Source organism: Streptomonospora nanhaiensis (assembly GCF_026642255.1).
In the GTDB taxonomy this organism is placed as follows: domain Bacteria; phylum Actinomycetota; class Actinomycetes; order Streptosporangiales; family Streptosporangiaceae; genus Nocardiopsis; species Nocardiopsis tropica.
In genome coordinates this window covers 2,208,320-2,233,462 of sequence record NZ_CP113264.1, presented here as the reverse complement: position 1 = coordinate 2,233,462, position 25,143 = coordinate 2,208,320, and the positions used below count along the sequence as shown (strand labels likewise).

General features: G+C 74.7%; 25 protein-coding genes. 12 read left to right on the top strand and 13 right to left on the bottom strand.

Annotated elements, in window-relative coordinates:
• Positions 1-53 precede the first annotated feature (53 nt).
• Complete coding sequence (locus tag OUQ99_RS09785; RefSeq protein ID WP_431061522.1) at positions 54-1,583, top strand: FAD-binding oxidoreductase; 1,530 nt, start codon at positions 54-56, stop codon at positions 1,581-1,583.
• Positions 1,584-1,781: 198 nt separating this feature from the next.
• Positions 1,782-2,648: a deoxyribonuclease IV gene (locus OUQ99_RS09780; protein ID WP_267949106.1), complete on the top strand. Its 867-nt coding sequence runs from the start codon at positions 1,782-1,784 to the stop codon at positions 2,646-2,648.
• Here the strand turns inward: OUQ99_RS09780 and OUQ99_RS09775 are convergent.
• The 3 genes from OUQ99_RS09775 to OUQ99_RS09765 form a co-directional block, all read right to left on the bottom strand.
• Positions 2,551-4,104 (bottom strand): MFS transporter, encoded by a 1,554-nt coding sequence (locus OUQ99_RS09775; RefSeq protein ID WP_267949105.1) that lies wholly within the window; start codon positions 4,102-4,104, stop codon positions 2,551-2,553. The genes OUQ99_RS09780 and OUQ99_RS09775 overlap by 98 nt on opposite strands.
• 52 nt (positions 4,105-4,156) lie before the next feature.
• Positions 4,157-4,867 (bottom strand): ArsR/SmtB family transcription factor, encoded by a 711-nt coding sequence (locus OUQ99_RS09770; RefSeq protein ID WP_267949104.1) that lies wholly within the window; start codon positions 4,865-4,867, stop codon positions 4,157-4,159.
• Between the two features lie 66 nt (positions 4,868-4,933).
• Complete coding sequence (locus tag OUQ99_RS09765; RefSeq protein ID WP_267949103.1) at positions 4,934-6,301, bottom strand: MFS transporter; 1,368 nt, start codon at positions 6,299-6,301, stop codon at positions 4,934-4,936.
• A gap of 208 nt (positions 6,302-6,509) precedes the next feature.
• Between OUQ99_RS09765 and OUQ99_RS09760 the strand changes: the two genes are divergently transcribed.
• Together OUQ99_RS09760 and OUQ99_RS09755 are read left to right on the top strand one after the other, a co-directional pair.
• Positions 6,510-6,860 (top strand): hypothetical protein, encoded by a 351-nt coding sequence (locus tag OUQ99_RS09760; protein ID WP_267949102.1) that lies wholly within the window; start codon positions 6,510-6,512, stop codon positions 6,858-6,860.
• Between the two features lie 542 nt (positions 6,861-7,402).
• Positions 7,403-9,784, top strand: coding sequence for a Tex family protein (locus OUQ99_RS09755; RefSeq protein ID WP_267949101.1), 2,382 nt, complete (start codon positions 7,403-7,405; stop codon positions 9,782-9,784).
• A gap of 226 nt (positions 9,785-10,010) precedes the next feature.
• On the opposite strand, the gene OUQ99_RS09750 is transcribed toward OUQ99_RS09755, so the two are convergent.
• On the bottom strand, positions 10,011-10,478 hold the full coding sequence (locus tag OUQ99_RS09750) for a MarR family winged helix-turn-helix transcriptional regulator (protein WP_267949100.1): 468 nt from the start codon (positions 10,476-10,478) through the stop codon (positions 10,011-10,013).
• A gap of 72 nt (positions 10,479-10,550) precedes the next feature.
• Here OUQ99_RS09750 and OUQ99_RS09745 point away from each other — a divergent pair, with 72 nt between their 5' ends.
• A complete protein-coding gene (locus OUQ99_RS09745; RefSeq protein ID WP_267949099.1) occupies positions 10,551-10,925 on the top strand; it encodes a cupin domain-containing protein in 375 nt (124 codons plus the stop codon).
• Positions 10,926-10,967: 42 nt separating this feature from the next.
• On the opposite strand, the gene OUQ99_RS09740 is transcribed toward OUQ99_RS09745, so the two are convergent.
• Positions 10,968-11,714, bottom strand: coding sequence for a GTP pyrophosphokinase (locus OUQ99_RS09740; protein ID WP_267949098.1), 747 nt, complete (start codon positions 11,712-11,714; stop codon positions 10,968-10,970).
• Positions 11,715-11,787: 73 nt separating this feature from the next.
• Positions 11,788-13,290, bottom strand: coding sequence for a carboxylesterase/lipase family protein (locus OUQ99_RS09735; RefSeq protein ID WP_267949097.1), 1,503 nt, complete (start codon positions 13,288-13,290; stop codon positions 11,788-11,790).
• Between the two features lie 166 nt (positions 13,291-13,456).
• On the opposite strand from OUQ99_RS09735, the gene OUQ99_RS09730 reads away from it, so the two are divergent.
• Positions 13,457-14,413: a quinone oxidoreductase family protein gene (locus OUQ99_RS09730; RefSeq protein WP_267949096.1), complete on the top strand. Its 957-nt coding sequence runs from the start codon at positions 13,457-13,459 to the stop codon at positions 14,411-14,413.
• A gap of 144 nt (positions 14,414-14,557) precedes the next feature.
• Here the strand turns inward: OUQ99_RS09730 and OUQ99_RS09725 are convergent, their stop codons facing one another.
• Positions 14,558-14,851, bottom strand: a complete 294-nt coding sequence (locus tag OUQ99_RS09725; protein ID WP_267949095.1) for a GNAT family N-acetyltransferase — start codon at positions 14,849-14,851, stop codon at positions 14,558-14,560.
• A gap of 151 nt (positions 14,852-15,002) precedes the next feature.
• Here OUQ99_RS09725 and OUQ99_RS09720 point away from each other — a divergent pair, with 151 nt between their 5' ends.
• The 4 genes from OUQ99_RS09720 to OUQ99_RS09705 are packed head-to-tail and all read left to right on the top strand — an operon-like array spanning position 15,003 to position 18,766.
• Complete coding sequence (locus OUQ99_RS09720) at positions 15,003-15,758, top strand: SDR family oxidoreductase (protein ID WP_267949094.1); 756 nt, start codon at positions 15,003-15,005, stop codon at positions 15,756-15,758.
• A gap of 1 nt (position 15,759) precedes the next feature.
• Positions 15,760-16,536, top strand: coding sequence for an SDR family oxidoreductase (locus OUQ99_RS09715; RefSeq protein WP_267949093.1), 777 nt, complete (start codon positions 15,760-15,762; stop codon positions 16,534-16,536).
• Complete coding sequence (locus OUQ99_RS09710) at positions 16,533-17,555, top strand: phosphotransferase family protein (RefSeq protein WP_267949092.1); 1,023 nt, start codon at positions 16,533-16,535, stop codon at positions 17,553-17,555. The genes OUQ99_RS09715 and OUQ99_RS09710 overlap by 4 nt, the downstream gene beginning before the upstream one ends.
• Positions 17,555-18,766, top strand: a complete 1,212-nt coding sequence (locus OUQ99_RS09705) for an acyl-CoA dehydrogenase family protein (protein WP_267949091.1) — start codon at positions 17,555-17,557, stop codon at positions 18,764-18,766. The genes OUQ99_RS09710 and OUQ99_RS09705 overlap by 1 nt, the downstream gene beginning before the upstream one ends.
• 216 nt (positions 18,767-18,982) lie before the next feature.
• Here the strand turns inward: OUQ99_RS09705 and OUQ99_RS09700 are convergent, their stop codons facing one another.
• The 3 genes from OUQ99_RS09700 to OUQ99_RS09690 all read right to left on the bottom strand — a co-directional run bounded on the left by OUQ99_RS09700 (position 18,983) and on the right by OUQ99_RS09690 (position 21,035).
• The gene (locus OUQ99_RS09700; RefSeq protein ID WP_267949090.1) at positions 18,983-19,597 is read right to left on the bottom strand and encodes a TetR/AcrR family transcriptional regulator; all 615 of its coding nucleotides are present in this window, start codon (positions 19,595-19,597) and stop codon (positions 18,983-18,985) included.
• Positions 19,598-19,701: 104 nt separating this feature from the next.
• On the bottom strand, positions 19,702-20,541 hold the full coding sequence (locus tag OUQ99_RS31570; RefSeq protein WP_344184088.1) for an HD domain-containing protein: 840 nt from the start codon (positions 20,539-20,541) through the stop codon (positions 19,702-19,704).
• A 77-nt stretch (positions 20,542-20,618) separates the two neighbouring features.
• A complete protein-coding gene (locus OUQ99_RS09690; RefSeq protein ID WP_267949089.1) occupies positions 20,619-21,035 on the bottom strand; it encodes a VOC family protein in 417 nt (138 codons plus the stop codon).
• 77 nt (positions 21,036-21,112) lie between these two features.
• Here OUQ99_RS09690 and OUQ99_RS09685 point away from each other — a divergent pair, with 77 nt between their 5' ends.
• Both OUQ99_RS09685 and OUQ99_RS09680 read left to right on the top strand, forming a co-directional pair.
• Positions 21,113-21,709, top strand: a complete 597-nt coding sequence (locus tag OUQ99_RS09685) for a TetR/AcrR family transcriptional regulator (protein ID WP_267949088.1) — start codon at positions 21,113-21,115, stop codon at positions 21,707-21,709.
• Positions 21,710-21,762: 53 nt separating this feature from the next.
• The gene (locus OUQ99_RS09680; RefSeq protein ID WP_267949087.1) at positions 21,763-22,290 is read left to right on the top strand and encodes a GbsR/MarR family transcriptional regulator; all 528 of its coding nucleotides are present in this window, start codon (positions 21,763-21,765) and stop codon (positions 22,288-22,290) included.
• A gap of 10 nt (positions 22,291-22,300) precedes the next feature.
• On the opposite strand, the gene OUQ99_RS09675 is transcribed toward OUQ99_RS09680, so the two are convergent.
• The 3 genes from OUQ99_RS09675 to OUQ99_RS09665 are packed head-to-tail and all read right to left on the bottom strand — an operon-like array spanning position 22,301 to position 25,118.
• Positions 22,301-23,083: an ABC transporter ATP-binding protein gene (locus OUQ99_RS09675; RefSeq protein WP_267949086.1), complete on the bottom strand. Its 783-nt coding sequence runs from the start codon at positions 23,081-23,083 to the stop codon at positions 22,301-22,303.
• Positions 23,080-24,156, bottom strand: coding sequence for a FecCD family ABC transporter permease (locus OUQ99_RS09670; RefSeq protein WP_267949085.1), 1,077 nt, complete (start codon positions 24,154-24,156; stop codon positions 23,080-23,082). Before OUQ99_RS09670 ends, OUQ99_RS09675 begins: the two co-directional genes overlap by 4 nt.
• Positions 24,153-25,118: a FecCD family ABC transporter permease gene (locus tag OUQ99_RS09665; protein WP_267950327.1), complete on the bottom strand. Its 966-nt coding sequence runs from the start codon at positions 25,116-25,118 to the stop codon at positions 24,153-24,155. Before OUQ99_RS09665 ends, OUQ99_RS09670 begins: the two co-directional genes overlap by 4 nt.
• Positions 25,119-25,143: the final 25 nt, after the last annotated feature.

Sequence of the window (25,143 nt, the reverse complement as noted above, 5' to 3'; positions counted from 1 at the left end):
ACCGCATCGGTTCCTACGGTGGCGCTGTGAACGAGACGAAGGGGAGCGCGGACATGTCGGAGATCCAGAACGCGGGGAAGGACCGGGGCCCGGCGGGTACCGGGGGCGGCACGCCACGGGCGGCGGACGCGTCCGCCGCCCGTGCGGCGGAGTCCCTGGCGGCCCTCGTCGCCGGGCCGGTGCACGCGCCCGGGTCGGAGGGCTACGAGACGGCCCGCACGGGGATGCAGCTGCTGGACCGCCACCTCCCGGTCGCCGTGGTGGAGGCGCAGGACGCCGGGGACGTGCGGGCGGCCGTGGCCTGGGCCGCCGGGCGGGGCCTGCGGGTCGCGGCCCAGCTGACCGGGCACGGTCTCGGCTCGGGTCTCGGCGGCGGGGAGGCCGCGGCCGGCGACGGGGAAGGCGGGGCGGAGCGGCGGGAAAAGGACGCCGCCGGGGCGGGGGGCGACCGGCCGCCGGCCGGCGTCCTCGTCGCCACCGGCCGCCTGCGCGGTGTGCGGGTGGACCCCGGCCGGGCGACGGCATGGGTCGGCGCGGGATCCACGTGGCAGGACGTCATCGACGCCGCCGCGCCGTACGGGCTGGCGCCCCTGTCGGGCAGCGCCCCGGGGGTGGGCGCTGTGTCGTACACGCTGGGCGGGGGCGTGGGACTGCTGGCCCGCCGGTACGGGTTCGCCGCCGACCACGTGGCGCGGCTCGACATGGTGACGGCCGACGGACGGCTGCGCGAGGTGACGGAGGAGGCCGAACCCGAGCTGTTCTGGGCCGTGCGCGGCGGAGGCGGCGCGTTCGGCGTGGTCACCGGGATGGAGATCGGCCTGTTCCCGGTCGCGCGGCTCTACGGGGGCAGCCTGTACTTCGACGCGACCGCCGAGCCGGGTGTCCTGGACGCGTGGCGGCGGTGGGCGGAGACGACCCCGGAGGAGCTGACGTCGGGGGCCTCGATGCTGGCGTACCCCGACTTCCCGGGCGTCCCGGAGGCGATGCGGAACCGCCTGGTCGTCCAGGTGTCGGTGGCCTGGTCGGGCCCGCCCGGGGAGGGGCCCGCCCTGGTGGAGCCCCTGCGCTCGGCCGGTCCGGTGCTGGCCGACACCCTGGCGGAGCTGCCGTACGCCGGGTCGGGCGCCGTCTTCGACGAGCACGACGACCCGGCCGGGTACCGGGGGCGCAGCGTCCTGGTCGACGGACTGGACGCGAAGTCGCTGGGCGCCCTGACCCGGCTGGCCGGGACGGCCCCGTCGATGTGCGTGGTCGGGGTGCGGCACCTGGGCGGCGCCCTGGCACGCGAGCCGGGGAGCGCGAACGCGGTGGGGCACAGGGACGCCGCCTACGCCCTGACGGTGCTGACGTTCGCCGACGGGGAGGACCCCGGGGCGTCGGAGGCCCTGCGCGAGCGGGCGGCGGGGCTGGTCTCCGACAGGGCGGTGGGGCGCTCGTCCACCCTGGGCTTCGGACCGATGGACGGGGCGGCGGTGCGCGAGGTGTTCGACCCCCGGGCCTACGCGAGGCTGACCCGGGTGAAGGCCGAGTTCGACCCGGACGGGGTGTTCCACTCCAACCGTCCGATCCCGCCGTGCGGCTGACGGGCTCTGCGGGGGCGTCGCCGGTGTGGCGCGTGGACCCCTGCCCGCGGCGAACGCGCACCCACGGCCGGTACCCGCCGGAGGGACGGGACCGCCGCGGGACGGCGCGCCGGGCCCGGGGATCCGGCCGGATCCCCGGGCCGGTGTGAGCACCGGCACGGACGGTCCGCGCCCGGCGCCCCGTAGGCTTGACCGGCGATGAGCAACAGTGAGCAGCGGCGGCCCGCGTCCCCGGTCGGAGCCCACGTCCCGGTGGCCGGCGGCATGGCCGACAAGGGACTGGCCTACGCCGAGCAGATCGGCGCCGAGACGGTCCAGGTGTTCGTGTCCAACCCCCGCGGGTGGGCGACCAACGGCGGCGACCCCGGACAGGACGCCCGGATGCGCGAGCGCACCGACCTGCCGAAGTTCGTGCACGCCCCCTACCTGATCAACCTGGGCACCCCCGGCGACGAGACGGCCGGGAAGTCGGTCGCCTCCCTGGAGCACGCGCTGCGACGCTCCGCGCAGATCGGCGCCCTGGGCGTGGTGGTGCACACCGGCTCGGCGGTGTCCGGCGGACGCGAGGCGGGCCTGGCCCGCACCCGGGAACGGCTGATGCCGCTGCTGGAGAGGGTCGGCGAGGACGTCCCCCCGGTCCTGCTGGAGCCGATGGCCGGCCAGGGCCAGGTGCTGTGCGCCACCGTCGACGACCTCGCGGCCTACTTCGAGGCCCTGGAGTGGCACCCGCGGGTGGGCGTGTGCCTGGACACGGCGCACCTGTTCGCGGCCGGGCACGACATCTCGACGGTGGAGGGCATGCGCGCGGCGCTGGACCGCTTCGGCGAGGTCGTCGGCGCCGACCGCCTGAAGGTCGTGCACTGCAACGACTCCAAGGCGCCCTGCGGGAGCAACAAGGACCGGCACGAGAACATCGGCGCCGGGCACATCGGCGCCGAGCCGTTCGGGGAGCTGTTCCGGCACCCGGTCACCGCGGGCGTCCCGCTCGTCCTGGAGACCCCCGGCCCCGCCGACCCGCACGCCGCCGACGTGGCCACGCTGAAGAAACTGCGCGAGGGGGCCTGACGCCTCCCCCGGCGCCGGCCCCCGGTTCCGGGCCGGTTCCTCCCGCGCGCGGGTGCGTCCCGCCGTTCCCGGATCCGTCGGCCTCCGCCGCCTCGTCGCACGCGCGTGCGGCGTCGGCGACGGCATGGCGCGCGTGGAGGACCGCGACGGCCATCACCAGGCCGCCGGCCACGAACGGCAGCGCCAGGTCGATCCGTCCCAGGAGCCCGCCCAGGAACGCGCCCACCGGGGACAGGCCCCAGCCCACGGTGCGAAAGACCGTGGACGCGCGCCCGCGCACGTGGACGGGGACGACCACCTGGAAGTAGGGGGACCCCGCGATGTTGCTCACGGCCAGGCAGAACCCCAGGAACGCCCAGGCGGGCAGGGCCACGAGGGCGTGCGGTGACAGGCCCATGGCGACCGCGGCGGCCGCCACCCCCAGGTAGCCCGCCATCATCACGGCCCGGCGGCCCAGGGCGGTGACCAGCCGAGCGGTCAGCGCGGACCCGAGGAGCCCGCCGACCGCGATCCCGCCGACGAACAGGCCGTACAGCGCCGCCGGGACGCCGAGTTCGTCCCGCGCGAACAGGACCAGGACGGCCATGCCCATCTGGATGCCGATCATCATCCCGGCGTTGGCGACCATGAGCCTGCGCAGCACACCGTGGCCGAAGACGTAGCGGAACCCTCCGACCAGGTCCTCCACCGCGCTCCGCCGCGGCGCCCCGTCCCCCGGCCCGGCGCCGGCGTCCTCCGCCCCGGGCACCGGCCCGCTCCTGCGCAGGCGCGGCACCAGGCCCAGCACGAGGACGGCGCACAGCGCGTAGGCCCCCGCCGCCCCGGCCACCGGGGCCACGGCGGCGACGGCGAACAGCAGGCCGCCCACGGGGGACCCCAGGCAGTCCTGGACGACGAGGCGGCCGCCCTCCATCCTGCCGTTGGCGCGGTCGAGCCGGTCCCTGGCGACCACACGGGTGACCAGCAGGCGGCTCGCGGGGTCGGTCACCGTCTCGCAGCTCATGACCAGGAACATCGCCGCGTACAGCACCCAGAGGGTGGCCTGTCCCGCCGCGACCGCGACGGCGAGGCCGGCGATGGTCACGGCCGAGACGGCGGTGGACACGGCCATGGCGCGCAGCCGGTCGACCCGGTCGAGCAGCACCCCGGAGAAGGGGCCCAGGAGCAGCCAGGGCAGGTAGCGGGCGACGAGGAGCCCCGACACGGCGAGCGGGTCGTGGGTGAGGGTGGCGGCGACGAGCGGCAGGACGGTGGCCAGCACGCCGTCGCCGAGGTTGGTGGCGACGGTGGCGGCCCAGAAGCGGTGGAAGGGCCCGCCCAGGGGGGCGGGGCGGCGGGGGGAGGCGGCCGCTCCGCCGCCGGTCGGAGCGGGGGTCGCGGAGGCGGGGTCCCCGGCGGGAACGGCGGGAACGGCGGGAACGGTCTCCCCTTGCTGGGGCTCGGGCGGCGTGGTCACGGGGTTCCTCCAACTCGGGGGGGTACGGAGGGTGCGGGGGCCGGCTCGCAGGTCAGGACCCCCCGGGGGCGCCCTCCTCCGGGTCCCGGCCCCGGGGCCCGTCGGGGGCCTCGGGGGACGCCGGGCGCCCGCCGCCCGGGAGGTGGGGGAAGAGGTTCGTCTGGAGCTCGACGTTCTCGGTGTCCGGGTGGCTCCCGGACGTGCGCCCCTGGTACCGCGCGGCGAACGCCCTGAGGAAGTCCGTGAGGGCCCGGCCGAACTCGCGGCTCTCCTCCGGGGTCATCCGCACGGTGGTGACCGAGTCGAAGGCCGCGTCCTTCCACCGGCGCACGTCGGCCGACTGCTCGGTCCGCCAGACGCTCGCGGTCCACTCCCTGAACCGCGCCTCCCTCTCCTGGTAGTAGCGGCCGAGGACCGTCTCCGCGACCGTGCGGGTCTCGGGGTCGCCGAGGAACTCGTGGCCGCGCATCCTCCAGCCCCCGGGCCGGATCCGCCACCACCGCTCGCGGCCCCCGGACCGGCCGGGGTCGGCCTCGATGAACCCGTACCGGGACAGCTGCCGCAGGTGGTAGCTGGTCGACCCGCTGCTCTCCCCCAGCCGCCGGCCGAGGATGGTGGCGGTGGCCGGGCCGTCGAACGTGAGCTCGTCGAGGAGGCGCGCGCGCAGCGGGTGGGCCAGGCCGCGCAGGGCCTGCGCGTCGATCTGCATCGACGCCGGGGCCCCGGGGGCCGGCGGGTGCTCGTGGTCGTCGCTGTCCGTCATGACCCCACCCTAAGACAAAAGCCTCTTTGCAAAGAGAGGTCTGCAAAGTTTTCTCGGCATCGGTCGTCACGGGCGGGGCCGCCCGTCCGCGCGACCGCCCGAGCGCTCCGGCCCGACCCCGCCCGCGGCCGCGAGACCCGCGACGGCCTCGTCGCACAGGCGGGCGCCCTCCGCGATCGCCTTCCGGAAGACCACGACCCCGCCCACCATGACCGTGCCCCCGACCAGGCACGGCAGGACGAGGTCGATCCGGCCGAGGAGCCCGCCCATGAGCGCGCCGAGCGGGGCCAGGCCCCAGCCGACGGTGCGGAAGACCGCCGAGACCCGGCCCCGCAGACGGTCGGGGACCACGGTCTGGAAGAAGAGCGAGCCGGCGATGTTGGAGGTCGTCATGCAGAACCCCAGCAGCCCCCAGGCCGCCCCGGCGACCCACACCTGGGGGAACAAGCCCATCAGCACCAGGCACACGCCCATTCCGGCGTGCCCGCCCACCATGACGGCCCGGCGGCCGACCGCGGCGGCGAGGCGTGTCACGACCAGCGAGCCGGCCACGCCCCCGATCGCGACGGTACCCAGGAAGACCCCGTAGAGCGCCGCGCCCACCCCCAGTTCGCGCTGGACGTAGAGCACCATCACGGCGGTGCCCGTCTGCATGCCGATCATCGTCGCGGCGTTGTTGAACATCAGTCCGCGCATCACGCGGTGCCCGAGGACGTGGCCGAACCCCTCCCCGAGCGAGCGCAGGACCCCCTGGCCGGCGTCGGCGCCCCCGCCGGCCTCAGCCCCTCCCGCGTCCGTGCCGTGCGCGGCAACGGGGGTCGCGGCGCGGCGCAGCAGGGCCGCGACGGTCGCGGCGAGGACACCGCACAGGGCGTAGGACAGGGCGACGCCCGCCACCGGCAGCACGGCGGCGACCGCGAAGAGCACACCCGCCACCGGTTTGGCCACGCAGTCCTGCGCGATCAGCCGCGCACCCTCCAGGCGGCCGTTGGCCCGGTCGAGGAGCCGCCCGGGTACGACCCCGGCCACCGTGATCCGGGTGGCCGGGTCGGTGACGGTCTCACAGCAGACCACCAGGAACAGGGCCGCGTACAGGAACCCGACCGCGGCGTTGCCCGAGGCGATCACCAGGGCGAGCAGGGCGACCGCCGCGGCGGCGATCCCGTTGGACACGGCCATGGCCCGGAGCCGGTCCACCCTGTCCAGCAGCACTCCGGCAAGGGGTGCGACCAGGAGCCAGGGCAGGAACCGGGCGGCCGCCAGCCCCGCGACGGCCAGGGGGTCGTGGGTGAGGGTCGCGGCGACGAGGGGGAGGGCGGTGACGAGCATCCCGTCGCCGAGGTTGGTGAGGGCGCCGGCGGCCCAGAGCCGGTGGAAGGCCGCGCCGAACCGGGCGCTCGGGGCCGCGGCGGGCGGGGAGGTTTCGACGGCCATGGGGGGCTCCTGTGGGTCGGGGTGCCTCCACCGTAAGCCAAAGTTTTCTTTGCAAAGAGGAGTCTGCAAAGAAAACTTTGTCGATACGGAGCGCATCCGCACCGGCGGACGAACGAACCCCCACCGCTCCTCGTCCCCTCGGCGCCCATGGGCGACAATGGACGCGTGCCCCGTACACGGGCGGGTCGAGGAGAGGAGATGTCGCCGGATGGAACCGGTCTCCATGGTCATCGGAGCGACGATCGCGCTCGGCGGTTTCCTCTTCGGCCGCCTGATGACCCAAAGGCAGTCGAGGACCGCCCTGGAACAGCAGCGCAGGCAGGAGCAGGCCCGCGTCCTGAGCGGTCCGCAGAACCCGCAGCCCCTCTGCGGCTGCGGCCACCACCTGGTCTTCCACGACCAGGAGACCAAGAGGTGCCAGACCCAGGTGGTCATCCCCGGCCGCTGGACGGGGCAGACCAGCTCCACCTATCGGCAGTGCATGTGCCAGGGGTACCGCGGCCCCCTCCCCCTCGACGAGTACTACGCCCCCGACTACCTCAACGGGACCGACGGCTGACCCGGCCCCGCCCCGTCCCGGCGGCGGGGCGGGGCCGGTCCCCCGGCGACGGCCCCACGGCCCGCCGGGCGCCCCTCCCCCGCAGAGCCGGCCCGCCGCCACCCTCCGTGAACGAACGCGGCCCCGACCGCAAAGACGCCGCCCGCGGCAGGGCCTGCGCACCCTCCCCTTCGGGCGAACGCCCCCGGGCGCCGGCCCGCGACGCACCGCGGCCGCCCGCGCCGCGCCCCCGCCGGGGCGGCCCGGCCCCGCACCGCCCGAACGCACGGGCCGCCCGGAGCCGCCCGTGCCCGCGGCGGGAACGCACCGGCAGGAAACCGGCACACCGCGCAGGACCGCACACAGCGGGCACCCGCGGAGCCGCCCCGGGAGCGGATCCGCGCCGCGCATGCCCGCGCCCCGGCGCCGCGGGACGCGACCGTCGCCACAGTGCGGGAACCTGGGACGCGGGGACGCACCGGGATGACAATGTCCTCCCCCGCCACGAGAATGTCCCCGCACCGAACAGCCAGAGAGTGGACGTTAAGACAGTGACGACCCCTGTGACACCCACGATCGACCAGCGCATCGCCGAGGAACTCGGCGTGGGCGCACACCAGGTCACCGCCGCCGTCGGACTCCTCGACAGCGGATCGACCGTGCCCTTCATCGCGCGTTACCGCAAGGAGGCCACCGGCGCGCTGGACGACGCCCAGCTGCGCGCCCTCGAGGAACGCCTGCGCTACCTGCGCGAGCTGGCCGAGCGCCGGACCGCGATCCTGGAGTCGATCCGCAGCCAGGGCAAACTGGACGACGAGCTGGAGGCGCGCATCAACACGGCCGACTCCAAGGCCCGTCTGGAGGACATCTACCTCCCCTACAAGCCCAAGCGCCGGACCAAGGCGCAGATCGCACGCGAGGCGGGGCTCGAACCCCTGGCCGAGGGGCTGCTGGACGACCCGGGGCAGGACCCCCAGGAGGCCGCCGCCGCCTTCGTCGACCCGGACCGCGAGGTGGCCGACGTCAAGGCCGCGCTGGACGGCGCCCGCGCCATCCTGGTCGAGCGCTTCGCCGAGGACGCCGACCTCACCGGGGTCCTGCGGGAGCGGCTGTGGGAGAAGGGGCGCCTGGGGTCGGCCGTGCGCGAGGGCAAGGAGGAGGCCGGCGCCAAGTTCGCCGACTACTTCGACTTCTCCGAGCCGCTCACCAAGCTGCCCTCCCACCGGGTCCTGGCCATGTACCGGGGCGAGAAGGAGGAGGTGCTCACCCTCACCCTGGAGCCCGAGGAGCCCCCGGCCGCGAACGCCGACGGCACGACGCCCCGCAGCACCTACGAGAACGCCATCGCCCACCGCTTCGGGATCGTGGACCGGGGCCGCCCCGGCGACCGGTGGCTCCAGGACACCGTCCGCTGGGCGTGGCGCACACGCATCCTGGTGCGCCTGGACATCGACGTGCGGATGCGGCTGTGGCAGCAGGCCGAGGACGACGGCGTCAACGTGTTCGCCGCCAACCTGCGCGACCTCCTGCTCGCCGCCCCGGCCGGCAGCCGCTCCACCCTGGGTCTGGACCCCGGTCTGCGCACCGGCGTGAAGGTCGCGGTCACCGACGCCACCGGCAAGGTGGTCGCCACCGACACGATCTTCCCGCACGCGCCCCGCCACGCCTGGGACGCCTCCCTCGCCTCCCTGGCCAGGCTGTGCGCGGCGCACGCCGTCGAGCTGATCGCCATCGGCAACGGCACCGCCTCGCGCGAGACCGACAAGCTCGCCGCCGACCTGCTCCGGCTCCACCCCGATCTCGGGCTCACCAAGGTGATGGTGTCGGAGGCCGGGGCGTCCGTGTACTCGGCCTCCGCCTACGCCTCCGAGGAGCTGCCCGACCTGGACGTGTCGCTGCGCGGCGCCGCCTCCATCGCCCGCCGCCTCCAGGACCCCCTGGCGGAGCTGGTCAAGATCGACCCCAAGTCGATCGGGGTGGGCCAGTACCAGCACGACCTGGCCGAGGCCAAGCTGTCGCGCTCCCTGGACGCCGTGGTCGAGGACTGCGTCAACGGCGTGGGCGTGGACGTCAACACCGCGTCCGTGCCGCTGCTCACCCGCGTGTCCGGCGTGACCTCGACCCTGGCGCGCAACATCGTCTCCCACCGGGACGCCAACGGCCCGTTCCGGAGCCGGGACGCCCTGCGGTCCGTGCCGCGGCTGGGCCCCAAGGCGTTCGAGCAGTGCGCGGGCTTCCTGCGCGTGCCCGGCGGCGACGACCCGCTGGACACCTCGGCCGTGCACCCCGAGGCCTACCCGGTGGTGCGGCGCATCCTGGACCGCGTGGGGACGGACCTGCCGACGCTGATCGGCGACAAGGCGGTCCTGTCCAAGGTGCGCCCCGAGGAGTTCGTGGACGACACCTTCGGCCTGCCGACGGTCACCGACATCCTCGCCGAGCTGGAGAAGCCGGGACGCGACCCGCGCCCGGCCTTCACCACCGCGACCTTCAAGGAGGGCGTCGAGAAGCTGTCGGACCTGGAGCAGGGCATGGTCCTGGAGGGCGTGGTCACCAACGTCGCCGCCTTCGGCGCGTTCGTGGACGTGGGCGTGCACCAGGACGGCCTGGTCCACGTGTCGGCGCTCTCGGACAAGTTCGTCGAGGACCCGCGCGAGGTGGTCAAGCCGGGCGACATCGTCAAGGTCAAGGTGCAGGACGTCGACATCCCGCGCAAGCGCATCTCGCTGACCATGCGCCTGGACGACGCGGCCCCGGCCCCGGGCGGGCGCGAGGAGCGCGGCGGCCGGGGCGGGGACCGCCGCCGCGGCGGCGGGAACGGCGAACGCGGCGGCGCCCCGAAGGCCGACGGCGGCCGACGGGGCGGCGGCCAGAACAACCGCAGCGCCCCCGCGCCCCAGGGGGCGATGGCCGAGGCGCTGCGCCGCGCGGGCCTGGGCAAGTAGCCGCCCGGGAGGGTGTTTGCGAGCGGGCGTCCTCACCGCGGACCTGTGCTCGGGCGAACGGCGCCCTGCTGTGGGTGCGCCCGGGTGGCCCGAGGAGCACCGGAGCGCGCAGGGGGTCCCGCCCGCGGGTGCACCCGGGCAGGCGGCCCGGAGGACGGCGGTGTGACAGCCTGACAGGAGGGGGAGGGGTCTGAACGGACCCCTCCCCCTCGTGCGTTCGGGGTGGTCACCAGATGGGGCGCAGCGGGGGCAGGTCTGCCCCGGCCAGTCCCCGGATGAGCCCGGCCAGCTCGGTCCGCAGGAGTGTGAGCTCATCCGGGCCCAGTCGCTCGCCGACCCGCGCCTCCAGCTCGCGCATGACGCGTCCCGCCACAGCGAGGTGCTTCTCGGCCCGGTCGGTGAGCACCACCAGGCGGCGCCGACCCCCCTCGGCGTGCTCCACCCGCCGCACGTAGCCGCGCTCCTCGAGGTAGGCCACGATCTGACCGGCGGCCTGCTTGGTCACGCCCAGGCGTTCGGCCAGCTCCGAGCTGGTCGCTCCCCCGTGCCGAAGCACCTGGAAGGCGAGCCCGTGGATCGGCCGGAGCTCCTCGTAACCCGCGGCCTCGACCTCGCGCACGAACTCGGTGAGCACCAGCTGGAAGGCCATGCCCAGCAGGAAGGTCAGTTCGGTGCGCTCCAGCGGGTCGTTCATGCACCCATCTTGACACATCCGAGTCAAGCGACTTTACTCACAGGAGTAAAGCTAGTTTACTCAGGAGGACCCTTGCTGATCGTCACCGAGAGCGACACCCGCACCACCACGACCCCGGCCGGCGTCATGTCCGCTCTGGCCGGTCCCAGCCGGGGCAGCCACCGGTTGAGTACCTGGCGGGTACGGATGGCGCCGGGCGCGGCCTCGCCCGAGCACGTGATCGACCGCGACCAGGTGTGGATGCCCGTCTCCGGACGGTTCGAGGTCAGCGTCGACGGGGAGGAGGCCGAGATGGCCGCCGGCCAGGCGGCGGTCATCCCCGCCGGCGCGGTGCGCAGGATACAGACCGGCGAGGGGCCGGGCGAGGCACTGGTGTGCATGGTTCCCGGCGGCCGGGCGTCTGTGGTCGGGCAGGAGGGAACCGTCCCCCTGCCCTGGGCCGAGTGACCCGGAGGCCCCGCCCCCATGACACCGTGGACCGGGCGGCGCTCAGCCGCTCGCGCCGCGCACCCGGTCGCTCAGGGCGCGGAGCAGGTCCTCGGCCACCGGGAGCGCCCGCAGCTCCTCCGGGCCGGGAAGGCGGTCTTCGGTCCCGTCCCCGAGCTCGCGGACCTCGTTGTGCAGGCGCTCCATCGTGACGTCGAGCCGGTTGGCGGTCTCCGCCGCCTCCCTCAGCTCGTCGAGCAGGTCCCGGGGCACGTCCTTGGCGTACTTGTAGTAGATCTTGTGCTCCAGGCTCGCCCAGAAGTCCATCGCGATCGTGCGGATCTGGATCTCCACCGGGACCTGCTCGGTGCGGTCGGACATCCGCACCGGCGTCTCGACCAGCAGGTGCAGGCTGCGGTAGCCGTTGGCCTTGGGCGCCTCGACGTAGTCCTTGACCTCCGTCACCCGGATGTCCTCGTGCCCGGCCAGCATGTCCCGGATCGTGTACACGTCCGAGACGAAGCTGCAGGTGATGCGGATACCGGCGATGTCCAGGATGGTGGCCCGGATGTCCCCAAGGTCCAGCGAGCAGTTCCGGCGGCGCGCCTTCTCCATGATGCTGGCGGGCGACTTCAGCCGCGAGCTGACGTGCTCGATCGGGTTGTGGTCGTGGACGTAGCGGAACTCCTCGTTGAGGATGTTCACCTTCGCCATCGTGGTGTCGATGGCGAACTTGTACGACATCAGGAAGCGCGCCACGTCGTCGCGCGCCTCCGACAACGCCTTGGACACGTCGTCGTCCCCCACCATCGGCCACCCCCCGTGTCCCCGTAGCCTCATGCTAGCGCCAGGGTCGCAGTGGGCACGGGGCGGCCGGGCGCTCCTACCTGGGCGTGAGGGGGATCTCCGACCAGAGCGCGCGCAGGGGCTCCGCGTCCGCGGAGCCGAGCGCGTCCTCGACGTCCCACACCTTCACCGCGGTGGCGCCGGCGGTCACGGCGGGCCACCCCGGGTCCCCCGTGGCGGCGAAGTCGCGCCAGGCCGCCACCATGCGCCCGGACAGGGCCGTGTGGGCCTCGGTGGGCTTGCCGTCGAGGAGGAACAGCGCGAGGTCCGTGTCCAGGTTGCCGAACGCGAACGGCAGGTCCAGCGCGTGGCAGGCCCCCAGCCGGCCGCCCAGGGCGGGGCTCTCGAAGGCCAGCCGGAAGAGGTGCGCGCGTCCCCCGCCGGAGGCGTGCGCCTCGGCGAGGCGCACCGTGTACTCGCCGAACACGGCGTCGCCCTGGATGGCGGCGTACAGCAGGCGCGGGGAGGCCCCGGGGTCCGCCGCCCGGTAGGCGGCGACCGCGCCCTCCCCGAGCCCCAGGCGGGCCGCTGTCAGCTCGAGGGCCGACTCGTCGTCGATCTCCACGCTCTGCCCCAGTTCGGTGAACAGCCGGTACTCGTGGGCGTTGTGGCCGGTGAGCAGGTCCACCCCGGCCGCCGCTCCGCCGGCGACCGCCTCCAGCGGGGGCAGGGGCAGCTCGGGCCCTCCGACGACGGGGGCGAAGCAGGTGAAGGCCTTGGCGCGCACGCCGCCGGAGGAGCCGGACGGGGCGGAGAGCACGGTGTCGACGGCCTCCAGCACCGCCTCCGGCGCGAGCGCGGCGAGGGCGTCGGCGTCCAGGGGCACCCCGGCGGCCCCGGCCACGCGCTCCGAGACCGAGCGGGCGGTGTCCGGGGTGATCATGTCTCCGGGGACGCTGTGCGCGATCGCCCGGCGGAAGAGCCCGTCGGCGACGGGGGAGGCCATGAGGCACACCACGGACCCGGCTCCGGCCGACTCCCCCGCGACCGTGACGTTGTCCGGGTCGCCGCCGAAGGCCGCGACGTTGTCGCGCACCCAGCGCAGCGCGGCCGCCTGGTCGAGCAGGCCCCGGTTGTCGGGGCGGCCCGGCACGTGGCCGAAGCCCTCGAAGCCGACCCGGTAGTTGACGCCGACGACCACGAGTCCGCTCTCGGCCAGTCCGGTGCCGTCGTAGGCGGCCTCGGAGGAGGCCCCGACGATGTACGCGCCGCCGTGGATCCACACGAGGACGGGCGCGCGGTCGCCCTCGCGCGCGGCGGACCACACGGTGAGCGAGAGGCAGTCCGGGGACATCCGCGCGTTCCAGGGCGCGGCGCCGAGGAGCTGGGCGCCCTGCGGGGGCGGCGGGCCGAAGGCGGTGCAGTCGCGGACGCCGTCCCAGGCGGGTGCGGGGGCGGGCGCCGAGAAGCGGAGGTCGCCGAACGGCGCCGCGGCGTAGGGGATGCCGCGGTGGACGGTGACCCCGCCGTTCTCGGATCGCTGGGAGACGGTGCCCCGGACCCGTCCGGCCCTCGTCCTCACTGTGTGCTCGGCGTCCACGTGCGTCCTTCCCTCGGTTCACGACACCCCCACCTAACAACGTTAGGTATAGGCGCGCAAGCCCCCCGGCCCCACCCCTCCGTCTCCGGCGGGCCGGACGCTCCGCCCGCACGGCGGCCGGTAACATACCACCCGGTCGGTATGAGCACACGAACGAAGGGTCCCCATGCGCGCCATCCAGATCACCGAGTTCGGCGGCCCCGAGGTCCTCGAACTCGCGGAACTGCCCGACCCCGAGCCCGGCCCCGGCGAGGTGCTCGTCGACGTCACCCGCTCGGGCGTCAACTACGCCGACACCCACCAGGCGGAGAACAGCTACCTGTCGCCCGCGTCCCTCCCCCTCGTGCCCGGCATGGAGATCGCCGGGCTCACCCCGGACGGCCACAGGGTCGTCGCCCTGTCCTCCAGCGGCGGCTACGCCGAGCGGGCCGCCGCGGCCCCCGGCATGAGCTTCGAGATCCCCGACGAGGTGACCGACGACGACGCCCTCGCCCTGGTCGTCCAGGGCGCCACCGCGTGGGTCCTGCTGAGCAAGACGGCGCGGCTGGACCCCGGCGAGTCGGTCGTGGTGCACGCGGCGGGCGGGGGCGTGGGCACGCTCGCCGTCCAGCTCGCCAAGCGGTTCGGCGCGGGACGGGTCGTCGCGGTGGCGAGCAGCGCGGAGAAGCGCGAACTGGCGCTGCAGCTGGGCGCGGACGCCGTCGTGGACTCCTCGGCGCCGGACATGACCGAGGCCCTGATCGAGGCCAACGGCGGACGCCGGGTGGACGTCGTGCTGGACATGGTCGGCGGCCGGGTGACGGACGAGAGCGTGCGGGCCCTCGCCCCGTTCGGCCGCCTGGCGTTCTACGGGATGGCCTCCCGCGAGCTGCCCAGCCCGGTCCAGCCGGCCAACCTGATGAAGTACTCCACCACGGTGGGCGGCATGTGGCTGCCCCACGTGTGGCGGCTGCCCGGCGAGGTCATGGGGACGGCGATGGCGGAGCTCTTCTCCCTGGTGGCCGCCGGGAACCTGAAGCCGGTGCTCGGCGGGACCTATCCGCTCGCCGAGGCCCGCCGGGCGCACGAGGCGCTGCGGTCCAGGGGCACGACCGGCAAGCTCACCCTCGACCCCCGGGCGTGATCCCCCCGGGCGGCCACAGGTCGAGCACTGCCTTTACGATGTAGATTCACCAGTTCGGCAGGGCCCGGCGCGTTCGGCCGCCACCCCGGCGGGGCCCGCGGGGCCGCAGGTCCCGCGGGGGCCGGCCCCGGGCCCCCGGCCGGCCTACTCGGACGGGGACCGGTAGACCAGGTCGGCGTACTCGCGGTGCCGCTGGATCCAGCCCTTGACGAACGGGCACAGCGGCAGGACCGCCAGGCCCCGCGAGCGCACGTCGTCCAGCGCGCCGCGGACCAGGGCGCCGCCCAGCCCCCGCCCCTCGAAGGCGGGGTCGATCTCGGTGTGGGTGAAGGTGACCAGCTCGCCGGTGAGGATGTACTCGGCGTACCCGGCGGTCTCGCCGTCGGCGGTGATCTCGTATCGGCGCTGGTCCGGTCGGTCGGCGACGTCGGTTGTCATGGGGAGTCCTCTGTCTGTGGCTCGGAGGCGGGGGACGGTGGCCCGCGCCGCCATTGTCCCGCTTCCGCGCCGCTCGCGCCCCTTGCGGCACGCGCCTCCGGGGACATAGAGTCTCCGTTGCATACCGACCAGTCGGTTTAAGGAGAACGTGATGACTTCCCGGTTCAGCGGCCGGACCGCCATCGTCACCGGCGCGAGCCGCGGCATCGGCCTGGCCGTCGCCCGGCGACTCGTCGACGAGGGCGCGCGCGTGTGCGTCACCGCGCGCAAGCCCCAACCCCTCCAGGAGGCCGTCGAGGCCCTGGGCGGACCCGGGCACGCCATCGGCGTGCCCGGTCGGGCGGACGACCCGCGCCACCAGGACGAGGCCGTCGCCGCGACCCTGGAGGCCTTCGGCAGCGTCGACATGTTCGTCAACAACACCGGCATCAACCCGGTGTACGGGCGGATGGTGGACCTGGACCTGGACGCCGCCCGCAAGATCTTCGAGGTCAACGCCCTGTCCGCGATCTCGTGGGTGCAGAAGGCGTACAAGGCCTGGATGGCCGAGCACGGAGGGGCGATCGTCAACGTCTCCTCGGTCGCCGGACTCAAGCCGGCCCCCGGCATCGGCTTCTACGGGGCCACCAAGGCGATGCTCCTGCACATCACGGAGGAGCTCGCCGTCGAACTCGGCCCCGGCGTCCGCGTGAACGGGGTCGCCCCGGCCGTGGTCAAGACCAGATTCGCCGCCGCCCTGTACGAGGGACGCGAGGAGAAGCTCGCCGCCGAGTACCCCCTGGGCCGCCTCGGCGTGCCCGAGGACGTCGCGGGCGCGGTCGCGTTCCTGCTCTCGGACGACGCCTCCTGGATCACCGGCCGCACGCTCGTCCTCGACGGCGGCGTCACCCTGACCGGGGGCGTGTGACATGGACCTGACCGACAGCGGGGCGGTCGTCACCGGCGCGGGCAACGGCATCGGCGCCGCCATCGCGCGCAGGCTGGCCGGGGCCGGGGCGCGCGTGGTGGTCAACGACATCGACGCGGGCGCGGCCGAGGCCGTGGCCGCGGAGATCGGCGGGGTCGCGGTCCCGGGCGACGCCGCGAGCGAGGCGGGCGTGACCGCGCTCATCGCCGAGGCCGGGGCCCACCTGGGCGCCATCGACCTGTACGCCGCCAACGCGGGGGTGGGGGTGGCCGGGGGCCCCGAGGCCTCCGAACAGGACTGGGACCTGGCCTGGCAGGTCAACGTCATGGCGCACGTGCGCGCCGCGCGGGAGCTGGTGCCCGGCTGGCTGGAGCGGGGCAGCGGACGCTTCCTGTCCACCGTCTCGGCGGCCGGCCTGCTCACGATGCTGGGCAGCGCGCCGTACTCGGTGACCAAGCACGCCGCCCTGTCCTTCGGCGAATGGCTGTCGGCCACCTACGGGGACCGCGGGATCACCGTCCAGTGCGTCTGCCCGCTCGGGGTGCGCACGAACCTGCTGGAGGCGTCCGGGGACACCGGCAAGGCCATCCTGGCGGCGGAGGCCATCACCCCGGAGGAGGTCGCGGACGCCGTGATGGCCGGCCTGGCCGACAGGCGGTTCCTGATCCTGCCCCACCCCCGGGTCGCCGACCACTACGCCGCCAGGGCGAACGACACCGACCGCTGGCTCGCGGGGATGCGCCGCCTCCAGGCCAAGGTCTTCGAGGGGAACGCATGAGCGACGAACGAACCGGCCTGCCGGGGCTGGACCTGGACCGCCTGCGCGCCCACCTGGACGCCGCACGGCCGGGACTGGTCACGGGACCGCTGCGCGGAAGGGTGGTCGCGGGGGGCAGGTCCAACCTGACCTACGTGGTCCGCGACGGGACCGGCGAATGGGTCGTGCGCCGGCCCCCGCTCGGGCACGTGCTGGCGACCGCCCACGACATGTCCCGCGAGTACCGGGTGATGACCGCGCTGCGGGACACCGGGGTACCGGTCCCCCGCACCCACCTCCTGTGCGAGGACCCGGAGGTGCTGGGCGCGCCCTTCTACGTCATGGAGTACGTGGGGGGAACGCCCTTCCGGACCCGGGACGAGATCGCGCCGCTGGGGCCGGGCACCGCCCGCAGGGTCGCCGAGGAGCTCATCGCCACCCTCGGCGTGCTGCACGCGGTGGTGCCCGAGGAGGTCGGGCTGAGCGGCTTCGGCCGCCCGGAGGGGTTCCTGGAACGCCAGGTGCGCAGGTGGGGCAAGCAGTGGGAGGCCTCGCGCAGCCGGGACGTCCCGGGGATCGACGAACTGCGCGCGAAGCTGGCCGCGACCCTCCCCGAGCCGTCGGCCCCCGCCGTCGTGCACGGCGACTACCGGCTCGACAACGTGCTGGCGACCCCGGAGGGGCGCATCACCGCGGTGCTGGACTGGGAGATGGCCACGCTCGGCGACCCGCTCGTGGACCTGGGCCTGATGCTCGTGTACCAGCAGCAGCCCGTCGGGATCGGCGGGGTCCCGGCGACGTCCGCCGAGGGGTTCCCCCCGCCGGAGGAGCTGGTGGCGATGTACGCGGCCACGACCGGCCGTGACGTGTCCCGGCTCGCGTGGTACGTGGCCCTGGGCTGCTTCAAGCTCGCCGTCATCGCCGAGGGCATCCACTTCCGGCACGGCAAGGGACTGACCGTCGGCGCGGGCTTCGACCGGATCGGCGACGTGGTCGCCCCCCTGGTGGAGCGCGCCCACACGATGCTCGAGGAGGACTGATGGACTTCGCCTACGACGAGGGGACCGAGGAGCTTCGCCAGAGGCTGCTGGCCTTCATGGACGAACACGTCTACCCGGCCGAGGCGGTGCTGGAGGAACAGCTCGCCGCGCGGGAGGACCGGTGGTCGACCGCGCCGGTGGTGCGCGAGCTCCAGGCTCGGGCGCGCGAACAGGGGCTGTGGAACCTGTTCCTGGCCGGACACCCGGAGCACGGCGGGTTGGACAACCTCCGGTACGCGCCGCTGGCCGAGATCACCGGCCGCAGCCCGAGGCTGGCTCCCGCCGCGCTCAACTGCGCGGCGCCCGACACCGGGAACATGGAGGTGCTGACGATGTTCGGCACCCCCGAGCAGAAGAAGCGCTGGCTGGAACCCCTGCTGGCCGCGGACATCCGCTCGGCGTTCGCGATGACCGAGCCGGAGGTGGCCTCCTCCGACGCCACCAACATCACCACCAGCATTGTCCGTGACGGTGACGAGTACGTGGTCAACGGGCGCAAGTGGTTCATCACCGGCGCGCTCAACCCCGAGTGCGCGGTCTTCATCGTGATGGGCAAGACCGACCCCGACGCCGACCGGCACCGCCAGCAGAGCATGGTGCTGGTGCCGCGCGACACCCCGGGGCTGACGGTGCGGCGCGGCATGTCCGTGTACGGCTTCGACGACAGCGACCACGGCGGCCACGCGGAGGTCCTGTTCGAGGACGTGCGGGTGCCCGCGGAGAACCTCGTCGGCGGGGAGGGCGAGGGGTTCGCCATCGCCCAGGCCCGGCTGGGCCCCGGCCGCATCCACCACTGCATGCGGCTCATCGGCATGGCCGAGCGGGCCCTGGAGCTCACCTGCCGGCGCGTGCTGGACCGCGTGGCGTTCGGGCGGCCCCTGGCGGAGCAGGGCGTGGTCCGCGAGTGGATCGCCGAGGCGCGCGTGTCGATCGAGCAGCTGCGGCTGCTGGTGCTCAAGACCGCCTACCTGATGGACACGGTCGGCAACCGCGGCGCGCACACCGAGATCCAGGCGATCAAGATCGCCACCCCGCGCACGGTGGAGTGGATCATGGACAAGGCGATCCAGGCGCACGGGGCCGCCGGGGTGAGCCAGGACCTGCCGCTGGCCGGCTGGATGGCGGGCGTGCGCTCCCTGCGGCTGGCCGACGGCCCCGACGAGGTGCACCTGCGCTCGCTGGGCCGGGCCGAGCTGCGCAAGTACCGCTAGCGCGACGGAAGGCCCGGGACGAGCACGGCCCGGGTGCCCGCGGCGCCCCGGAGGTCGCTGTGCGTGTGCCCTCGTTCCCCGGGAACGCGCACGGCGGCCGGGGGCTCCCGCGCCGTGGGACACCCGGGCACGGGGCGGAGGCCCGGAGGAGCACGGCCCGCGGCGCCCCGCGGGCGCCGCGGGCTCCCCCGTCGCCGGGTCCCGGGCCCGGCGTCCTCAGGACGCCGGGCGCAGCCCCGCGACGAGCAGGTCGGCGAAGTGGCGGCCGACGTCCTCGCCGGTCAGCGGCCCGCCCGGGTGGTACCAGGTGCTCAGGTGGTGGACCGACCCGAAGAAGTAGTTGACCACCAGGTCCGCGGAGACGTCGTCGCGGAAGACGCCCTCGCTCTGCCCCTGGGCCACCATGTCGCGGAAGACCTCGTGGTAGCCGCGCCGTTCGGCGCGCACGGCGCGCTGCTTCTCCTCGCTGAGCTGGTGCATGGAGCGGAAGAAGATGACGGTGTCGTCCAGGTTGGCGATGCTGGTGACGATGACGTCGGCCGCGGCCGCGTGGACGCGTTCGGCCACCGGAGCCTCCCGCCCGGCGATCCGGACCAGGTGCTCGGTCTGCATGCGCAGGACCCGGGCGTAGACCTCGTAGAGGAGGTCGTCCTTGGACCCGAAGTAGTGGTACATTGCCCCCTTGGTGACGCCCGCGGCGACGACCACCTCCTGGACGGAGGTCCCCTCGTAGCCCCGCTCGGCGAACAGCCTGGTCGCCGCCCCCAGCAGCCTCTCGGGGACGGACCCGGTGCCCGTTCCCGGATCGACCGCCTGCTGTGCTCGCGCCATGTCCTGCCTCACTTCGTGCCCCCGCCGTCCTGAGGACGCCCGTCGGCCAAGCATACCGACCGGCTGGTACCTTGCGCACACGCCGGGGCGCCCCGCCCGGCCCCTCAGACGGCGACCACGTCCACCGCGCGGCCGTCGGGGTCGGTGAGCGTGTGGCGGCCGGGCTCCAGGGGAGGCGTCGCGAGGCGGCCGTTCACGGTGAACCCCAGGCGGACGGCGCCCGTGGAGCGCTCGGCCGTCGCCGGGTAGATCTCGAACACCACTCCGTCGGCCAGCACGGCCGCGTGGTGCACGGCCCCCCGGCCGTGCTGTTCGCGGAGGAAGCCCAGACCGAGAGCGGTGTAGAAGGACCGGCACTCCTCCGCGCGGTCGGTGTAGATGACCACGAGGGTGGACCTGGGGGTGGCCACCGGTCCCGTGGGACGCCTGTGGTCCGGCCCCGGGGCCGGTCCCGCCGCACCGCCCAGGGGCGGCACCGCCGACAGCCCGCCCTCCAGGATCTCCCGCGCGCGTGCGTACTTGGCGCGCAGCCGGTCCGCCTGCTCCGCGGGCAGCGCGGCCAGTCGTCCCTCGTCGGAGTTGTGGCGGTTGTCGGCGAGCTTGACCAGGCGCCCCAGGGGGTCGGCCGCTGCCCGTCGGACCAGGTCCCCGTAGGACTCCCCCGGTCTCCGGCTCACCGACTCCACCGCCCGGACGACCGCCTCGGGACAGCCGCGTCCGCGCAGGTCGTCGGCGGTGACGGGGGTGTCCTCCAGGACGTCGTGCAGGACCCCGGCCATCTGGGCGTGCACCCCGTGGGGGGCCAGCAGGTCGCGGACCGCGAACACGTGCTCGCTGTAGGGGCGCCCGGCGCGGTCCACCTGCCCGGCGTGGACGGACCACGCCAGTCGCGAGGCCTGGTCCAGTGTCATCTCCACGGTGTGCGCCCCCTGTCCCGTCGGCATTGCCACCGACCCGACCGTACCCCCGCGAGGGGCGCCCGACCAGACCCGTCCGGGCCCCTCCCGCGCGGAGGGCCCCGTCAGGAGTCGGTGTAGTTCTCCTCGTAGCCGCCCGTGGGCGGGACGGGCGTGATGACGTCGACGAGCACCCCGGAGGGGTCGGCCACGATGAAGTGCCGCTGCCCGAAGTCCTCGGTGCGGATCCCCAGCTCGGGGCGGAGTCCGCCGCGTACGACGAGGCGCTCCCACTCCGCGTCGACGTCCGCCACCTCGAAGTTGAGCAGCACGCCCTGCGCCGGCCGGCGGTAGCCCTCCGGGACGGTGGGGTGGCGGTGGTCGAGCAGTGCCAGCTCGCGGTCGGGCGGCCCGGGGCGGCGCAGGCTGACGTACCAGTCGGCCGCGAAGGTCTCCTCGAAGCCGAACAGGTCCACGTAGAAGTCCCTGGCCTCCTGGATCCGGGTGGTGCCGATGACCGGGTAGAAACCGCTGAGCTCCATGACTCCGCCTTTCACATACCGTTGGTATGTGAAGTACGCTATTCGCGTACCTTCGGTATGTCAACAGGTGGGGGAACATGACCGCGGAGACCGGGAGCCGGGCCAGGCAGCGCGAGCGCACCAGGAGGGCCCTCCTGCGCGAGGGGCGCCGGCTGTTCGCCGAGCACGGGTACGCAGGCGTGGGACTGAGCGGGATCGTGGCGGCGGCCGACGTCACCAAGGGCGCCCTCTACCACCACTTCGAGGGCAAGCCGGACCTCTTCCGCGCCGTCCTGGAGGAGGTCCAGGGCGAGGTCGCCGACGCCGTGGCGGCCGCCGCGGACGCCCGGCGGGACCCGTGGGACCAGCTGACCGCGGGCTGCCGGGCCTTCCTCACCGCGAGCACGGCTCCGGACGTGCGGCGGATCATGCTGGTGGACGGGCCGGCCGTGCTCGGGTGGAGCACCTGGCGCTCCCTGGACGAGGCCGGGTCCGCGCGGCACCTCCGGGAGGCGCTCACCGGCCTCGTCCGGGCGGGGGTCCTGCGCCCCCAGCCGGTGCCGCCCCTGGCCCACCTGCTCTCCGGGGCCATGAACGAGGCCGCGCTGTGGCTGGCCGGGAGCGGGGACCCCGGCGACCTGGACGACGTCTGGGCCGCGTTCTCGGGGATGCTGGAGTCCCTGCGCTCGCCGTGACCCGGGCCGCTTCCGAGGACGCCCGGGCACGTCCGGGCGCTATCGTGGCTGCCATGGCGGAGAGCACCGGGGCGGCGGACACGGACGGGGACGAGGGGTTCCGGGACGACTTCGTCCGCGGGTTCTCGGAGTACTGGCAGTCGCAGGGCCGCCCCAGGACCGAGGGGCGCATCGTGGGCTACCTGCTCCTCGCCGACCGCGAGGCGGTGAGCGCCGAGGAGATCGCCGACGGCGCCCGGGTCAGCCGGGGCTCGGTGTCCCAGTCCGTGCGCCGCCTGCGCGAGATGGGCTTCGTCGAGATGGTCGGCGCGCCGGACAGCCGCTCACGGCTGGTCGCCATGGACGAGGACGTGTGGGGCGGGTTCCTGCGCAACGAGCGCTCCTACCTGCGCCGGCAGAGGGACCTCGCGGCGTCCGCGCTGGAGCGGCTCCCCTCCCTGAGCCCGCCCGCGCGCAACCGCCTGCGCAACATGCACGACTACATGAGCTGGCTGGACGACTACCACGACACCCTCCTGTCCCACTGGGAGGAGTTCAAGGCCGGGCGGGACCGGGGGGAGGCGGACGGGGGAGGCGCCTGAGGGCGCCGCCTCAGGAGCGCTCGTGCGGGATGACCAGCGGCGTGCTGGTGCGCGGGTCGGGCACCACGTCGCAGGGCAGCCCGAACACCTCTTCCACCAGTGCCGCGGTCACGACCTGTCCGGGCGGGCCGTCCGCGACGACCCTCCCCCCGTCCATGAGGACCAGGCGGGTCGCGAACCGGGCGGCCTGGGCCAGGTCGTGCAGGACCGCGACGATCGTGCGCCCCTGGCGGTGCAGGTCGGCGAACAGCTCCAGCAGGTCGTACTGGTGCGCGATGTCCAGGAACGTGGTCGGCTCGTCCAGCAGCAGGACGCCGGTGTCCTGCGCCAGGACCATCGCCACCCACGCGCGCTGCCGCTGGCCGCCGGAGAGCGATCCGACCTGGGTGTCGGCCAGGCCGGCCAGCCCGGTGAGCTCCAGTGCCCGGGAGATCGCCGTCTCGTCCCGGGGGCTCCACTGCCGCACCAGCGTGTGGTGGGGGAAGCGCCCGCGAGCGGCGAGGGCGCGCACGGTGATGCCCTCCGGCGCGACGGGGCTCTGCGGCAGGAGCGCCATCCGGCGGGCGACCGCCTTGGCGCGCAGCCCCCGGATGTCCTGGCCGTTGAGGAGCACCCGGCCCGACATCGGCTTGTTCACCCGGCCCAGCGCCTTGAGCAGCGTCGACTTGCCGCACCCGTTGGGGCCGACGATGACGGTGAACTCCCCCTCGGCCACACCGAGGTCCAGGTCGCGCACGACCGGATCGGCCCCGTACCCCAGCGTGAGGCCCTCCGCGGACAGTACCGGACTCACAGCACACCCTTTCGCCATTCACGAACCAGCAGGTAGCCCAGGTAGACGCCCCCGAACCCCATGGTGAAGATCCCGACCGGCAGTCCGTCGCCCACCGGCGACTGCTGCACGGCCAGGTCGGCCGCCACCAGCAGGAGCGCGCCGACCAGGGCCGACAGCGCGAGGTTGGGGCCGGGGGCCCCGCTGAGCCTGCGGGCGATCTGCGGGGCGGTCAAGGACACGAACGCGATCGGTCCGGCGACGCTCACGGCGGCGGCCGAGAGCACCACCGACAGGACGACCGCCCCGGTCCGGGTCGCGGAGGCGCGCGCGCCGAGGGCGTCGGCCAGCTCGTCGCCCATCTCGTTGACGGTGACGGGGCCCGCCAGCGCCGCCACGAAGGGCAGTGCCAGGAGCAGGACCGCCCAGATGGTCCAGGCGTGCTCCCACGCCCTGGCGCCCAGGCTGCCGTTGACGTAGGCGGAGAGGACACCGGCCTGGTCGCGGGCCATCACGGACACCACGAAGTGCGTGAACGCCTGGGCCATCGCGGCCACGCCGATCCCGGCGACGATGAGGCGCCCCGGGTGGCGCAGCCCGGTTCCGGTGGCCGCGGCCACCACGGCCATGGCCAGGGCCGCTCCCGCGAGGGCGCCCATCGGCACGGGGACGACGCCGGGCAGGACGAGGGCGGCGAAGGCGGCCCCCGCCCCGGCCCCCGCCCCGAGGCCGATGACGTCCGGGCTGCCCAGCGGGTTGCGGGTGACGGACTGGAAGAGCGCGCCGGCCAGGCCGAGCGCGGCCCCGGTGCCCACGGCGACGGCCAGGCGGGGGCCGCGCAGCCGTCCGAGGACGAACGCCTCGGTGGCCTCGCCCGCGCCCGTGACCACGGCGGGCAGGCGGGTGAGGGGGATGCCGAGCCTGCCCATGGCGAGGGTGGCCGCCGCGGCGGCGGCCACGAGCACCAGGAGGAGGACCGCGCACAGCACGGAGCGCGGGTGGACGGGCAGGGCGACCGGCCCGAGCGCGAGCACGGGCGGGGCGGCCCCGCGCGGCGGCCGCGGCCGCCGCGTCCGGGTGGTGGACCGGGTCATGAGGCGCTCCGCATCTTCCTGACCGCGTACAGCAGGACGGGGGCGCCGACGAACGCGGTGACCACGCCGACCATCAGCTCCGTGGGGCGGACGATCGTGCGGCCGACGACGTCGGCGGCCAGCAGCAGGGTGGGGCCGACCAGCAGGGCGAAGGGCACCTGGACGCGGAAGTCCACGCCGACCAGGGCCCGCACCACGTGGGGGACGGCGAGGCCGACGAAGGCGATGGGGCCCGCCGCCGCGGTGGCCCCCGCGGCGAGCACGGCGCCCGCGACCAGCCCCGCCGAGCGGATCCACACGGTGTTCGCCCCGGTGGCGATCGCCGCCTCCTCCCCCAGGGCCAGGGCGTTGAGGCCGCCCGCGACGAGGAACGCCAGCAGGACGCCGACGCCGATGACGGGCAGCACGGACAGGACGACGTCGTAGCCGCGTCCGCCCAGGGAGCCGACGACCCAGTAGCGGTAGCTGTCGAAGGTCTCGGGCATGCTCAGCGCCACCGCCTGGACGTAGGCGTTGAGCACGGCGGAGACCACCGCTCCGGCCAGGACGAGGCGCACCAGCCCGCCGTCGCCGCCCCGGCTGCCCACGGTGTAGGCGGCCAGTCCGGCGGCGAGGGCGCCGGGCAGCGCCCACCAGACCGTGCCGGCGACGGAGGTGGGGCCGAGCAGCGCGGTGGCGGTGACCACCGCGGCGGCGGCGCCCGCGTTGACGCCCAGGAGGCCCGGGTCGGCGAGGGGGTTGCGTGTGATGCCCTGCATGAGGGTGCCCGCCAGGGCGAGGGCCGCCCCGGCGACGATGCCGAGGAGGGTACGGGGGTAGCGGCTCTCCACCACGGTGGTGGTGAAGGGGTCCGCCCCGCCCGTCAGCACCTGCCACACCTCCGTGGGGGAGGTGGGCTTGCTGCCTATGACGAGGCTGAGGAGGACCGCCCCGGCGAGGGCCGCGGCGCCCGCGCCGAGCATGAGCACGGCGCGGGCGGGGCCCGGG